We start from the raw sequence: 15,403 nt of genomic DNA on the forward strand, positions 1-15,403 counted from the left end.
CTACTATTAATGTGTTTTTGCCATTTTAAATTTTGTTTTATATGTTAATAATACAAATTTTGCATTTCCAATAATATATCTTCTCCACATACGACGAGGTTCCTGTATTAAACGATAAAACCATTCTAAGCTATGTTGCTGCATCCAAATAGGAGCTCTCTCAGTTACACCAGCAACAACATCAAAACTACCTCCTACACCCATAACAAATGGGATGTTTAATTGATTTATGTATTTATTTACCCAGTACTCCTTCTTAGGAGATGAAAAAGCTACAAACATCATATCTGCCCTTGACTCTGCCATATTTTCCACAATCGCTGGTTCATCCGATTCCGCGAAATATCCATTCCTATATCCTGTAATGTTCAAATTAGGATATTTTGTTTCAAAAATTTCTTTGACCCTAATTATAACTTCTTCTTTAGCACCAAAAAGATAAATCTTATATTTTTTTTCATTCGCTAATTCAATTAAACTCATAAACAAATCAATTCCCGTCACTCTTTCTTTCAATGGAATACCAAGCACCTTTGATGCCCACACAATAGAAGCTCCATCTGCATTAATTAAAGAACATGAATTTATAATATCTGTTAATTTTTTGTCTTTTTGCATTATATTTACTTTAGATGCATTAATTACCACATGCTGCGTCGGTTTCCTTTCTGAAATGATACGTTCAACTGCCTGTATTGTCTCATCAAGGCTTAAGGCATCTACATATGTATTAAAAATTTTAAAACGTTTTGCATTATTCATAAATTCCCCTAACTATCTTTCAACTATTCTAAACATAAATACTATCTTTCTTTTGCAGCTTTATATCTAACAGAATTGTTCAAGTATCTAAATTCAATATAACTACCTAAATTTTTATATAAAGCTCAAATTAATGATTAAATAAGATTTTAAATTTCAGTTCAAATCACTATTTTGTCATATACCAAACTACACAGATCCAACTTTCCCAAGCACAACACCCACTGTCCGATATATGATTTGCAGTTCCAATCCCAATGACCAGTTCTTTATGTACTCGGTGTCAAGTTCAACCACTTCTTCAAAGTCAGTTATGTCGCTTCTGCCACTTACCTGCCACATTCCTGTGAGACCAGGCTTAGTAGCCAATCTCTTTTTATGATGCATTTTATAGCTTTCATATTCATCCACTGTCGGTGGCCTTGTCCCAACTAGAGACATGTCACCCTTTAATATATTTATAAATTGGGGAAGTTCATCAATACTTGTAGACCTGAGAACTCTTCCAATAGGAGTTATCCTCGGATCGTTATCCATTTTAAACATGAACCCCTTCATCTTGTTTTGATCCATCAATTCCTTTTTTCGTTCCTCTGCATCCATATACATAGATCTGAACTTATAGATTCGGAAGCGTCTCCCATTCTTTCCCACTCTTTCCTGAGTAAAAAATATAGGCCCCGGTGACTGAAGGTATATAATTGGTGCAAATAGAATAAATGCTATGACCATAACCACAAGCCCTATCAACCCGCTGAATAAATCTATTCCTCTTTTTATAAATAGCTGCCGTGGCGTGGCTACTTTTATACTGCTGGTTATCACTGTAAAATCTCCGATTTCCTGAACCATTCGGTTTGGCAGTTCTTTTGATACCCATGCTATATTAATATGTAAAGTGGTACCCATTTGGGTGATAGCGTTTGTTAACTGATCTATTTTTTCATTTTGGGAAACATTTATAAACACCTCATCCACGGTGTTTGTCCTTATATAATCCAGGACATTTTCATTGTTTGCGACAATCCCAATTCCCTGAACCTCTTGATCAATCATATCTGCATCTAAAATTGCGATACCTCTTATAACATATCCCTTGTATTTTAACGTTTGAAGGTGTTCAATAGTACTGTTTAAAAGGCATTGGTTGGTTAAAACAAGCATAAAACAACTGTTTTTGTTATGCACATTAGTCTTTAGTAAGTATTGTTTTACCAGAATTCTCCCCAGATATACAAAAACGCAGCTTAACTCTAAAAAGATAACAATCATAATGCGGGAATAATCATCGGATTGTTTTGTTATAAACATATAAAAAAGCATTATGGCGATTAATAGGAAGTGATATTTTAAAACTGCTTTAAACTCTTTTAGGTAGCCCCTTTTAAGTACAGTAGTATACTCCTCTGTAAAAAAAACAATAAATATATGTATGGCCGGAAGGGTTAATGCTAAACCTTCATAAACAGACTCTGTACTAGGATGGCTATAACCAAATCGCAATAAATAGGCGCATGTAAAGGCTATTTCCAAGTTTAATATATCCACCATTATAAATCTTGCATATTTAAACCAGTTACTTTTGGCTTTTATATACATATCTAATCACTCCTCCATAAAACAACCACAGATTAAAATTATTTGCTCTTTATGGCTTTTATGCCTTTATCCATCATAATCTGCCTGTTTTCTTCTTTAATACTTTTGTATTCTTTCCGGTATTGATTTATCGTTGGATCTGGATCAATTCCTTCTGCTTCCAATTGTTCCTGCATCTTTGCCAACACCGTTTCGAAGCTTTGATCCATATTCTTTTCCATTACATTGACCATTGCCAGATATTCAGATATTTTTTCACCTTTGACAATAGGAGTGTTTTCTCCCCTTTCCTCAATTCCTTTCCACTCTTTTCTTCCTTGTTTAATCAAATCATCCAACATATGGAACGCTTGTTTTTTCTGATTCTCCATTACACTGCTATAATTTTTAGCTAAGGCTGCCAATAATTCCTGTTTTTTCACATCATCTATTTTAGCAATCTCCGTATCCAAAATTTTTTGTTCACTCTGAGTTAATGTAATCTTTTCTTTATCAGCAGCAGCCCCATTTAATATTTCTTTGGTATCAATGTTTTCAATTTGCCCGATAGATTCATCTGTTATCTTTTGAATTTCTTTTAGATTTTTTTCTTCATATTGGATTTTTGCATACGAGTTAAAGCCCACAAGCCAAAATAAACCAAGGGTAATGATAAATAAGGTTATTAACAATGTGAACGTAAAGCCAACGATTCTCATACGTTTTCTTTGATTTTCCAAACTCTCTACACCACCCTTAATGCATTACTCAAGTTTTTTATCCTTGAGACTATTTCTGATTTTTTCATGCCAGTACTTCATGTACTTCTCTATTTCTTCTTTTATATATGTCTTGTCTATTGTCTTATAAAAAACAAAAATACATCTTAATATGCTTAAAAGTGCCAGCATCATGACAAAATTTACAAATATATGTCCCCACATATTTACTTTATATGAAGATTTCGATATACCAATCTTACTACCTATATTCAAATCATAATTTTCTTCAGCAAGAATCTTCACCTGCTTTCGAAGTCTTTCCATCCTCTCGTAAGCAGCTTTGGCGTCTTTTTCCACACTTTTTGTCATGTTTTGTATATTGGCAGCATTGTTAGGATGTGATAGCTTATTAAGATGCTGTTCTATTTTTGTCACATCATATTTACTACTGATGGCCGCATTTTTACTGCTCACTAATTGATCCATCAGGCTTCCGTAAAATTCATTTTCCTGACTGTCTGCCAGGTTTCCTGCCTCTTCCGAAGGAATGATATAGTTTGAAGTATTGTTGTAAGCCTTCAGTATATAGTCCATGCCATTCTCTATTCCCTGATTCTTATTTAGCGTCAGATTCGCTCTTTTCAGCTTAACGTTTTCATAAGCAGCTCTGTTGGTGCTTTTACTCAGAACATAATAATCCACAATATCTGAGGTGCTCCCTATATCTTTATCCCGGACTATCTCGGCCTGGGACCTCAGATCTGCAAACGTAAGCCCTGTTTTTTGGGATACAAACTCTGGAGAGTTTTTTTCAAATGTACCTATGTATCTCACCAAAGCATCTGCATCCTGTTCCATCACCAGCATCATTTCCTGATAATCCAGTGAAAAGATATCTTCCTTTTTATATGCGGATGAAACAGTGGAATCCTTCAGATATGAGGCTTTTAAATAATCCTTATATTCATTCATAACTGCCTTTGACAGTTTAAGATTAACAAAGGGATTAGGCAACATTCCTATTTCTTTCACCGTAATTTTATAGTCCCCGGTATTAACTTGTTTTTCTGCAACAGATTCTGTTTTATCAACCCTCGTTGTCATTTTAGTCAGTTCAGCCAATGCATTTTTACCTGTCAGGGGGTTATCACTATCCTTTGCCTTAATTCATATGGTGTACATTTCTTTTCCATCCCTGCATCTTTAAGCGCCTTTTTTAGGATTTCATCACCTTTTATTTCATTGATATCAAAATGATTTCCTTTTGGATCAAGTCCCTCACCAATGCCATCAAAAGCCAGGGAAAGGTGAGAACTGGATTCTCCTGTCCTGCCTTCTGCTATCCAGGGAACACAAAAGTAAGCAGCAGCGTAAGGATTAAGCTGATAGTAACTAATTGATTTGCCTGTTTTGATAGTCTAATCTTCATGGTTACTACCTCCTTCTTCTTCTGTTTTCAGATACTCTTTAAATAGTACAATTAAAACACCTAGAATCAGACCAGCTGCAAGAGCGATGGCTAAATTTAAAGGAAGGTTCATACCGTTGTCCTTATCGTAGCTCTGGGTTGGAATAAGCTGTTCTGCATACTTTTTGTAAGCCTTTTCGTTATAATAGTCCTTTACTGTTTTATTAATTACCTTCATGTTCTGTGTTACGTTTTTCTTTGTTAAATCAAGTAGTTTTACGATTTCTTTTGCCTCTTGACTATCAGCCCCTGAAAAAGTATCAGAATTTCTGAACCTTTCTGCTTCTGCAGCATAATAGTTTGAATCTGCTAAAGCTGTAGTAGCTCTGCCAGCTGCAACTGTATATCTTGTCACCATACTGTCATACTGGGCATTCTGCTTTTTAAGTGAAAAAGCTCCCCCTGTACTGTTATTGATAACCAAAGTCTGCTCAGGAACTTTAAAGTTTGTTATCAGGGCATATAATGAACTGGCTTCTTCGTTGCTCTTGCTATATTCTCTTTGCTTGTCTTCCGCCAGCTTCTCATATATAGCTACACTTTTTGCCGCATTTTTAGTTGCATAAGATACAGCAATCTTAGTATAAAGCAATTCGATATTCACATCTCTCACTGCTTCCAGAGCATTCAGTATATTGGCCTTTGACATGCCTGTAACCTGTGAGGTAAAATTATCATCCGTTATACAATTCTTCGTATACTGTTCCATAATCTGAATCTGTTCATTCATCAAATCCGTTGCCTGTATGTAATCATATTTGTCCACAGAAAAATCTCCTGCAAAGGTATCCGCCAGGACACTATAATCGGAATATTTCTGCATCAACTGATTTTTATATTCCAGAATCACATTGTCTAAAAGTTCTCGCCCTTCCTCCAATGATAACCCTAATTTATTTTTAACATCAAAAGATAATATGTAAGTATCGGGATGAATCTCAAGACTTTCCAGCTTCTCAAGCTTCAGATCTTCAGTTTTTAAATCGCTGATGTTTTGAAGAGTTTCTGCTGCTTCATCTGGAATCACTGCAGTAAGCGTGATACATTCTGCCACATCCGAAGCCGAAGGTTTGTTATTTATTGACATGTCTGACATAGCTTTTTCTAATACTTCAGCAGCCTTTATTTCATTTGAATCATAAGGCAGCCCGTCTGGTGTCATTCCTTTTTCAATACCATCAAAATACAATCTCACCGCTGTCTGTACTTCCCCCTTTGTTCCTATGTTGATATTTGATATCAATACGGAGCCAATCAGGGTAACAGCTACTGCCAAGGCAGTAACCACAGCTATGATTTTCTTTCCTTTAATAAGAACTAACATTAATTCCTTCAGCGATATTTCATCTTCATCTTCGTGATAATACGGATATTGCCCAGCCACATTTCGTTGCTCGTCTTCTATAAAATGTCCTTTCATGTAATCCTCCGTTTACATAAACTCTTTTGCTTTACTCATTACTGCATTTCGTCTTGTTTCTTTTTGTTTTTTATATTCTGCTTCATAGGCCTGCCTGTAAGCTTTTATTTTTTCACTGCTTATACCCTGATTTGCCATGTCGCTCTCCATCTTATCCAATATAGTAGACACGGACGAATCCACTTGTTTTTCCAAAGCATTTGCCCTTTTCGTATAAGACGCACCCAATTTCATCATTTTATCTAATGATGCCTCATTATTCGCCTTTAAAGCAGAATAATCACTTTTTATACCTGCAAGCAACCCATCTACCATACCATTTGCAGAATTTTGAAGCTCATAAAAGGCAGAATCATAAATGCTTAAGATCTGTTTTTCCTTACCATCCATATTCTGGGTCTGTTTTTGCGCTATGCCGTTTTTATTTTCCTGTTCTTTAGCCTCAATGCCCTCAGGAGAAGCTATCTGTTCACTATTGCTATTGATATCCAGCTTATCTGACCCTTCATCACCCTTTATTTTGGAATCAATTTCCTGAATTATGACATTTGTCATTCCTTCCACTTCTTTTTGAGATGTTTTTGTATCTGAATTTTCTCCTACAAAAATATAAAGAAGAATCCCCATGGTCAAAATAATTATTAAACTTACTATAATCAATAATACCCACTTAGCTTTTTTCACTATTTTCTCCCCTGTTTCCTGTGGACTGCGGTTTCAACTAATTTACTTTGTTTAAGTCAACACCAAAAAACTTAGCTACTTCTTCTAAAGCCTTATATTCTTGAGAATTGCTTAAATCAAAGCTCACACTTACTGCATTTTTTAAGATTTTTTGATCCTTCTCTGGTTTACTGCTAAAGTCTTTTTTACTGGAACGCATTGCTGTTTTTAAATCATAGCTTGGATTGCTTATATACTTATTTAACTCACTACTAATATTCTGAAGAAAAGGAACCAAATCTTCTCTCTTTTCCACGTTAGTTAGATATCTTGCACCATCTGTATTTATTTTATTGGAAGCCAGCGTCATGGTTTTTATGATTTCTGCACTAGGCTTTTCTATATCAGGTTTGTTTGGCGTTGACGTACCGCCACCAGTTGTTCCCCCAGCACCACCTGTTGTATTCGTTGTATTATTAGTAGTCTGAGTGGTTTCTGGCTTGGAAAGGGCCACTAACTTTTTTTCTACAATTTTATTATAAGCCGATACTACAGTTGCCCTGCTGGCTGGCTGGGAAGCTTGAAATTTTCCATCGTTACCTAAACTCATGATACCGCTTCCTATAACCCTGTTAACTGAATCAGCGGCCCACCCTGAGACTCTATCTTTAATAGCTAAATCTTTTTTAGCTACAGTTTTTTCTAAATTCAAAATTCTATCTAAAATAACACAAATCTGTTCCTTTGTAACCGTATCATTAGGCTTAAAAGTACCATCTGCATATCCCAATATGTATCCCTCATTCACGGCTTTTAGAACCTCTTCATAAAACCATTCCTTTTCATTTACATCACCAAAATTCTCTGATGAAGCTTTTTCTTTATAAGAAAAAAGCCGGTTTGTCATCTTTACGAATTCTGCTCTTGTCACTTGTTTTTCTGGCTTAAAAGAGCCATCTTCATATCCATTTACTATTTTATACTCTGTCATCAGATTTACAGCTTTTGACAAGGAGTCATCGGATTTTATATCTGTAAAGGCAAACACGTTAGTAGTACACATCATTGTTAACGCTAACCCCGACACTAATATTTTGTTTATTTTCATATTGCCTCCACACATTTTTACATTTTATTACATTTTTCTTGATTTTACTCAAAACATATGCAGTCTAGGTTCATTACCTGACTGCATATGATCTGACTTTTAATTATCATAGAACTCTTTAGTTCTCATCGACCGTTTTAGAATTTTGTGATTTGAGCAGAATAACTAATGGTTCCTGTTCCATCGCTTCCACTCACTGTAATCTTTGCACTATTTCCAATAACATCTGTTAATTTGTTACCGTACACAGTATTGACAAAACCTTCCACGTTCACAGTACCATTTTTATTATATAAATAGTATTCTGTTCCACTAATGTTAACCTTTACTTCTGTCAAAGTACCAGTTTTACCATTGTAACTTGCCTGGAAATTTCCATTCTTAATCTGATTTGCAACCTGATTATATTCTTCTATTATTTTTGATTTTGTAGAAGTCTGCTGGTCAAATACAGTTGCAGTTGCAAGTAACAAAGCCTGGAACTTGTCAATGTCTTTTTGTTTCAGGAAAGCATTATAAGCATCTACTACGCCGGCATTATGTTTTGATGCATCAAATGTAATTCCAGTAACACTTGCATTTGCCAGAACATCTTTTATCTTATCTTTCTGATTAGTTGTTGCAGTGTTTTTACCAAAAGCTATCATAGCATTTGTAAGCTTTACATAGTTTCCAATTTCAAGCTTAGCATTTTCGCTAGTTATTAAATCAGTAATCTGAACTGTTTTATCTCCAACTGTAACGTTGTACTTAGCAGGAGTAGGTGTTGGGGTAGGTGTAGAACCACCGCCACCACCGCCACCGCCACCACCGCCGCCGGTAGTGTCTGTGGTAGTTGTTTTTCCATTCTCTGTTGTTACAGTTCCAGTACCTGTCGTTGTAGATGGCTTTCCTTCTCCACTGGTAGTAACATTTGCATTTGCTTCTAATTTATTTACTTTTGCATCTTTAGCAATGGCTATCTTTGTACCAGTTGCCTGCTTTTCTACAGATACAGTGCTGACGGTTCCATTTATTTTTAAGTCTGCTTTCGTAGCTTCTACAATTAGATTTGTAACAGTAGTATCCTTATCAACTGTAACCGCTGCATTTGCTGCAGTTATTTGAACCTTTGCGATTTCTGCTTTCTGTAAGACTACAGGTATTTCTGCATTAACCTTTAAAGTATCGATTTTGCCTTCTACTTTTACAGTATTCTTACCATCATCAATAACTATAACGCTGACTTTGGCATTTCCTTCAACGGCTACTCTTACATTACCATCTACTTTTGCAACAATAACATTACCTATATTACTGTCACCTTTAATAATGATAGAATTTACGCCACCACCTCTGACAATGGTTTGTCCTGTGACTTTAACGCTGTCTAAAGTACATTCTCCACTACCAACGCCATCACCGATAATTAGATTTCCATTTATAGTTAAATTTTTTAATGTAACGCCTGGTACATTAACCATTACATTCCCACTGTCAGCCACTTTTTCAACAATTCCTGCAGTATCAATATACTGTTTAACCATGTTGTCCATAATCTTTGCAAATTCTGCTCTGGTCATATTTGCCGTAGGATTCAGGGTGCCATTAGCTCCAGACATATAACCTTTTTCAACCAGTGCAGACATACTGTCCTGTGCCCATGCAGCTATATTGTTTTTATCAGAAAAGCTGTTTAATGCTGTATGTGCTGTATCAGTACTTTGCATTTTAAAAGCTCTTGCCAGTATTGTACAAGCTTCCTGCCTTGTAATATTAGCATTTGGTCTCATCTGGCTATCTTTTTTCATTGTGCCCATCTGAACAGCCTTAGCCAGCTCTGCTTCATACCATGCTCCTGAAACAATATCATTTGCACTTAAAGATGCTTTTCCCTCTGCACCAAAAGCTCTATTCACAACAGTAGCCATTTCTGCCCTTGTTAAAGTGCCATTTGGTTTAATATATAAACCATCGGCTCCTTCATACCCTTTAATTAATCCCTTTGCTGCTGCATTCTCAATCGCTGTTGTAGACCAGTCATTAGGCATATCTACAAACTTAGCATTTGCAGCCTTTGCTACGGTATCCTCTGTTCCGGCAAAAGACATTGCGGGCATATAACAAAATATCATCATTACTGCCATGAGAAGTGCAAATACTTTTTTTGTCATTTCTTAATCTCCTCCTTTAAAGATAAAAGCAACTTTTAATAATTGCATATTTATTTAAATATATAAAACATATATTTAATCAAATTAGTCAAAAATTTGCACGCCCGTTATCCAATTTTTATATTAAAATAAAGATTAATGAGCAGTTCTTTTAGCTCTTTAATATGTGCCCTGCTAACTGGCACAGACAGTCCATTACTCATTAATATGCATTTAGAATCAATTGATCTGATCTTATGTAAATTAATAATATAACTGTTATGACACCGATAAAAATCCGTACTCAGCTGAGTTTCAATTTCTTCAAAACTGCTATAAAAAGAAGTCTTACTTCCTTCCTTATCAACTACATGGACTTTTCTCTTTTCTTTTTCTATAAATGTGATTTCTTCTAAAGGTATCATGACGATTTCTGATTTTGTTATTGCTGTAAGGTATTGATTAGTATTCTCTTCAATATAATCTACTGCTTTAACCAGTGCATTTTTCACAAATTTACCATTTAACGGTTTGCTTAAAAAATAGACATGATCAACGTCATAAATAGATGGATCATATTCCTCTTCATCTGACATAAAAATAATTACAGAGCTTTTCTGTATCTGTTTTATTTTTGATGCTAACTCTATACCATTATTCAGATTAAATGCAATATCTATAAAGATAATATTTTTCTGCTCTTTATGATCTTCTATATAACACAATATAGCTTCTTCATTTTTAAACCCCTTAATCAGCCTTATTTTTCTCTACACCAGTGTTTTGCTTTTTGCTTAATCAGCCAAAATATGTCTTCATTTACGTCACAGACAAGCACCGCGCACATAATGCATCTCCTTTTTTTATTTTTTTACACAACTAAGATTCTAACTTATTGGACATTATTTTGTTTTGTAATGTAATGCTTTGCAGTTCAAATGTAATATATGGAAAATATTTCATATATCTTTTATACAAAATTCACATAATCTTCATACAAATAACCATTCTTGCCAATTTTTTAACACACATATAACCACTCTACTAAGCTTTTATAAAATTTTCAATAGTTTCTGGCGCAAAATGTAGTATATTTTGTAGAAAATAAAGAAAACATAATTTTTATAAGTTTCATAATAATCTAAAATTGTTTAATTTTTAACATTTTTTACATGTTAAGAATTTAAAGGCAATAAAAAAGACTGTATTCTGCTGTGAGGATACAGTCCTTCCTAAATACTTATATAAAAATTAAATCTGTTTATAATTGCTTTTCAACAACTTAGATTACCCTGGCAATAATAGCAATGGTCTGGGCTGCAGGGACTAATAATATTTGTGCCAGTAAAGTCCCAATAATAAGTCCAAAAACAATGAAAATGATGCAGCGATTAAAATCAGATTCTGAGCATTCTCCCCGGATTACATCGTCTGTCATAACGGATATATACGGATCAATAAATATAAACATAAGTATTGTGGCCATACCATTGATCACTGAGGAGAGTGTACTGCAAGTAGTTCTATAATCCGGATAAAGGCAGCCTGCGTATAAAGAAGAAAGAACCCCTACGTTTGTTATAGATGATGTAATGATATTCAGAAGGATTATTTTCTTTGGTATCCTTCGTAAACTCTTTAACTGTGCGATATTATGCTGCCTGGGAGCAGTGATACTTTTTTTAAATTGTTCAATGCCGGATTTGGAAAATCCATGTAAAATCAGCTTTGGTATAGACCTGTGAATACTGAAGGATTGAACTGCTCTGGCAAAGACTTTTATGAAGGTAGGTAGCAAGATTGCCCCTACGATTGTAGCAAATGTAGCTGAAACTAATATCCACCTGAAAATATGCAGCATATCATTTATATTTCCGCTTTTAATACTGTTTTCAATTGTCTTGGCAAGTAATGGTGCCTGAAAAGCATTTGCAGTTCTTGATACTAATGCAAATACATTGAATATAGCAAAAGCTACTGCGATTTTTCCTGTCTTTATTCCTACTATTCTCACACTGTAAGCCAGTGTACCAATCATGTAAATAATGAATGTAAGAATAAGAACAAATACTACTTGTATGGCCATAAAATATTTCTCCTGTGTTATCTTATTTTAATAAATTCAGCTAATAATTGAGAGTTGGTTTACAGATATTTACTGTCTGCTTATGGTTTAACTATTACATTTCTATTGTGTGAAGTCAAGTTATTAAGTATTTCCCTGTAAAAAATAAAGACAAACAATACCCTGTTGTTAGTATTGTCTGTCTCTATATTTATTTAGCTTATATTGAGCTTATTTTTATATTAAATTAATAAACTTTGTTTATCTGCCTGATCTGCGTCTTTCCAGTTCATTTAAAATCTTTTTCCTAAGTCTGATATCATCTGGAACAACTTCAACTAATTCATCATTGTTAACGAACTCCAAAGCCTCTTCAAGTGTAAAAGTTCTTGGTGGTGAAAGCTTAATTGCATCATCATTTCCTGAAGCACGCATATTGGTTGCTTTCTTTGCCTTGCAAGGATTTACAATCATATCATCATTTCTGCTGTTCATACCAATAATCATACCTTCATAAACCTTAACGCCCGGTTCTATAAACATCTGAACTCTTTCCTGAATGCTGAAAAGGGCATAACCTGTAGATACTCCCTCTTCCTGAGCTATGGCAACACCGTTTGCTCTTTGAGGTATTTCCCCTTTATATTCATCGAAACTATCAAAACGTCTGACCATCGTTCCTTCACCATGAGTATCATTGATGAATTCACTTCTGTATCCCAGCAAACCTCTGGTTGGTACAAGATATACAAGCTTTGAATATCCGTTATCCCCAGACATTTCTTTCATAATACCTTTTCGAACATTCAACTTTGAAATAACACTTCCAGAATATTCATCTGGAACAGAAATTACAACCTCTTCAATAGGTTCTACCTTTTTACCGTGTTCATTTTTGTGCATAATAACTTCAGGTTTAGATACAGCTAATTCATAGCCTTCACGTCTCATATTTTCAATCAAGATGGAAAGATGAAGTTCTCCACGCCCTGAAACCTTAAACACGTCCGTTGAATCTGTTTCTTCAACCACAAGTCCCACATTTACCTCAAGTTCTTTTGCTAATCTTTCCTTTATATGCCTTGAAGTTACAAATTTCCCAACCTTTCCTGCAAATGGTGATTTATTTACCATAAAATTCATGGATAGGGTTGGCTCTTCTATATGAATCATTTCCATAGGCTGCGGATTTGAACTGTCACAAATAGTCTCACCAATAGAAATATCTGAAATACCGGCTATAACAACAATATCTCCACACTCCGCTTCATCAACTGGAGTCCTCTTAAGACCTCTGTATACAAATACCTGATTGATTTTTCTTGAAACAATACTTCCGTCTGCTTTGGCTACTGCTACAGTTTGTCCAGTCTTAATTCTGCCCTTTGTCACACGGCCAATTCCAAGTCTTCCAATATAATCATCATAACCTAAGGAAGAAATCTGCATCTGCAAAGGTTCTTCTGTCAGGTCTGGGTACGCTTCAACATGTTTGATTATTGTTTCAAATAATGGAGTGATGTCTCTGCCTTTGTCACCCTGTGTATGCTTATCTAATTTTTTATCTCCAGTTTCCACTTCAACATCTGCAACATCAGCAGGATCATATACTACGATACCCTGTCTTGCTATACCATACAAAATAGGGAAGTCCAGCTGTTTGTCGTTGGCATTTAAATCCATAAAGAGTTCATAAACCTCGTCCACTACCTCTTCAATTCTGGCATCCTTCTTATCAATCTTATTGATTAATAAAATTGGATTTAATCCCTGTTCCAGAGATTTATTTAATACAAATCTTGTCTGCGGCATAGGGCCTTCACTGGAATCTACAAGTAATATTACAGTATCTACTGTTTTCATAATTCTTTCAACTTCGGAGGAAAAGTCTGCATGTCCTGGTGTGTCAACGATGTTAATTTTAACGTCATCATGCATAACAGAGCAGTTCTTGGAATAAATAGTAATTCCTCTTTCTCTCTCTATATCATCGCTGTCCATAATACATTCCACAACTTCTTCGTTTGCACGAAAAACGCCGCTCTGATTTAAAAATGCATCTACCAGAGTAGATTTTCCTGCGTCAACGTGGGCTATAACAGCTATGTTGACTATCTTTTGTTTGTTTGCCATAATTAATCCTACTTTCTTTTCTCTATACAACTTTATTTATTATAAAAGGAACTGACGTATTCAGTTCCACCTTTTACATAAAATGTAGGTGTTCGCACCCCAACCTTATTATTATATCACAATTAAAAACAATTTCAATCATTATCTAACAAAAATAACGGTATTAAAACCGTTATTTACATTCCATTCTGTCAATGGCAGGGTTCACTTTATAGTAATCTCTTAAATCCTCATATTCTTTCAGGGCCTTTTTCATAGAAGAGGTCTTTTCTGAATAATTTCCTTTAACCGCACGGATCATAATGTTTTTGGAAGTATGTTCCAGGCTGGTAAATTCAATCATGGATACATCATATCCACAAGCCTCCAGCTTTAGTCCTCTGAGACCATCTGTGAGTAATTCTGTAAAACGATCTTTTAAAATGCCATGTTTATACATAGGCTGATGCAATTCACTTTTAATCTGACTGAACAGTTCATGCTGGCAGCAGGGAACGGAAAGAATGACTTTTGATTTCCAGTTAACTGCGTTTATCAGCGCATAATCTGTTGCCGTGTCGCAGGCATGCAGTGTAACCACCATATCTGCATGGTCACTGGTATAATCTGCAATATCTCCCCTAAGAAACTTAAGTTCTTGATAGCCAAGTTCTCCGGCTGTCTTGTTGCAGAACTCTATAACATCTGCTTTTAAATCCAGCCCTATGATTTCAACGTTTCGATTTTTCAGCACTTTAAGATAATAATATAAAGCAAAGGTCAGATACGACTTTCCACAGCCAAAATCAATAACTTTTAAAGGCTTTTCCCTATTTTCCGGCAGATATGCCATAACATCTTCAACGATTTCCAGATACCTGTTTATCTGGCGAAATTTTGCATAATGTTTCTGGAATACTTTCCCATCCTCTCCCATAACCCCCAGCTTAATTAAAAATGCACAAGGATTTTTGTCTGGAATGATATACTTTTTCTCTTTATTATGCTCTAAATTTATTATTTGTCTTTTATCAGTGTGCTTTCTTATTATTTTAGGGTTCTCTGGTTTTGCCGCCAAAACCTGGATATCCTCAAAAACAGTCTGTACATTCATTTGCTTAAATTCTTCTGTAATTAAGTTCTCACATAACCCAATCACTTTTTCTTCTATCAAATTTTCATGAGTTACCTTCTTTTCAAAATGATACTCTACCTGATATACCCTTTTCTCCTGAAGGATGATTGGCCTTATTGTAACCTTTTTACAAGGATTAGATTTTTTCCTTACACTTCCAAATATCACCTTAAGCAGATTATCCTCATTAAATATTTCTTTAAGCAGCTTAATAAGCTTGTCCATTATACACCACTTT

12 protein-coding genes are annotated in these 15,403 nt (G+C 34.9%); all 12 read right to left on the minus strand.

The genetic code is table 11. The annotated features are described in order from the left end of the window. Positions 1 to 6: 6 nt before the first annotated feature. Entirely contained in the window at positions 7 to 762 is a 756-nt protein-coding gene (locus Ami3637_RS01825; RefSeq protein WP_162361077.1) for a WecB/TagA/CpsF family glycosyltransferase, read from the minus strand. A gap of 189 nt (positions 763 to 951) precedes the next feature. Then, a complete protein-coding gene (locus Ami3637_RS01830) occupies positions 952 to 2,361 on the minus strand; it encodes a sugar transferase (protein WP_162361078.1) in 1,410 nt (469 codons plus the stop codon). 38 nt (positions 2,362 to 2,399) lie between these two features. Next, positions 2,400 to 3,080: a hypothetical protein gene (locus Ami3637_RS01835; protein ID WP_162361079.1), complete on the minus strand. Its 681-nt coding sequence runs from the start codon at positions 3,078 to 3,080 to the stop codon at positions 2,400 to 2,402. A gap of 24 nt (positions 3,081 to 3,104) precedes the next feature. Continuing rightward, positions 3,105 to 4,166: a hypothetical protein gene (locus tag Ami3637_RS01840; protein ID WP_162361080.1), complete on the minus strand. Its 1,062-nt coding sequence runs from the start codon at positions 4,164 to 4,166 to the stop codon at positions 3,105 to 3,107. Between the two features lie 314 nt (positions 4,167 to 4,480). Next, positions 4,481 to 5,950 carry a YveK family protein gene (locus tag Ami3637_RS01845; RefSeq protein WP_162361081.1) on the minus strand — a complete coding sequence of 490 codons (1,470 nt, stop codon included), beginning with the start codon at positions 5,948 to 5,950 and terminating at the stop codon, positions 4,481 to 4,483. A gap of 12 nt (positions 5,951 to 5,962) precedes the next feature. Then, positions 5,963 to 6,634 (minus strand): hypothetical protein, encoded by a 672-nt coding sequence (locus Ami3637_RS01850; RefSeq protein ID WP_162361082.1) that lies wholly within the window; start codon positions 6,632 to 6,634, stop codon positions 5,963 to 5,965. Between the two features lie 37 nt (positions 6,635 to 6,671). Next, positions 6,672 to 7,721: an S-layer homology domain-containing protein gene (locus Ami3637_RS01855; RefSeq protein WP_162361083.1), complete on the minus strand. Its 1,050-nt coding sequence runs from the start codon at positions 7,719 to 7,721 to the stop codon at positions 6,672 to 6,674. A 137-nt stretch (positions 7,722 to 7,858) separates the two neighbouring features. After that, positions 7,859 to 9,874, minus strand: coding sequence for an S-layer homology domain-containing protein (locus Ami3637_RS01860; protein WP_162361084.1), 2,016 nt, complete (start codon positions 9,872 to 9,874; stop codon positions 7,859 to 7,861). Positions 9,875 to 9,981: 107 nt separating this feature from the next. Next, entirely contained in the window at positions 9,982 to 10,578 is a 597-nt protein-coding gene (locus Ami3637_RS01865) for a LytR/AlgR family response regulator transcription factor (RefSeq protein WP_162361085.1), read from the minus strand. A gap of 557 nt (positions 10,579 to 11,135) precedes the next feature. Beyond that, positions 11,136 to 11,939, minus strand: a complete 804-nt coding sequence (locus tag Ami3637_RS01870; RefSeq protein WP_162361086.1) for a lipid II flippase Amj family protein — start codon at positions 11,937 to 11,939, stop codon at positions 11,136 to 11,138. 240 nt (positions 11,940 to 12,179) lie between these two features. Next, complete coding sequence (typA, locus tag Ami3637_RS01875) at positions 12,180 to 14,051, minus strand: translational GTPase TypA (protein ID WP_162361087.1); 1,872 nt, start codon at positions 14,049 to 14,051, stop codon at positions 12,180 to 12,182. Between the two features lie 172 nt (positions 14,052 to 14,223). Next, positions 14,224 to 15,390, minus strand: coding sequence for a class I SAM-dependent methyltransferase (locus tag Ami3637_RS01880; RefSeq protein WP_162361088.1), 1,167 nt, complete (start codon positions 15,388 to 15,390; stop codon positions 14,224 to 14,226). Positions 15,391 to 15,403 lie beyond the last annotated feature (13 nt).

It is taken from the genome of Aminipila terrae, assembly GCF_010120715.1.
In the GTDB taxonomy this organism is placed as follows: Bacteria; Bacillota; Clostridia; order Peptostreptococcales; family Anaerovoracaceae; genus Aminipila; species Aminipila terrae.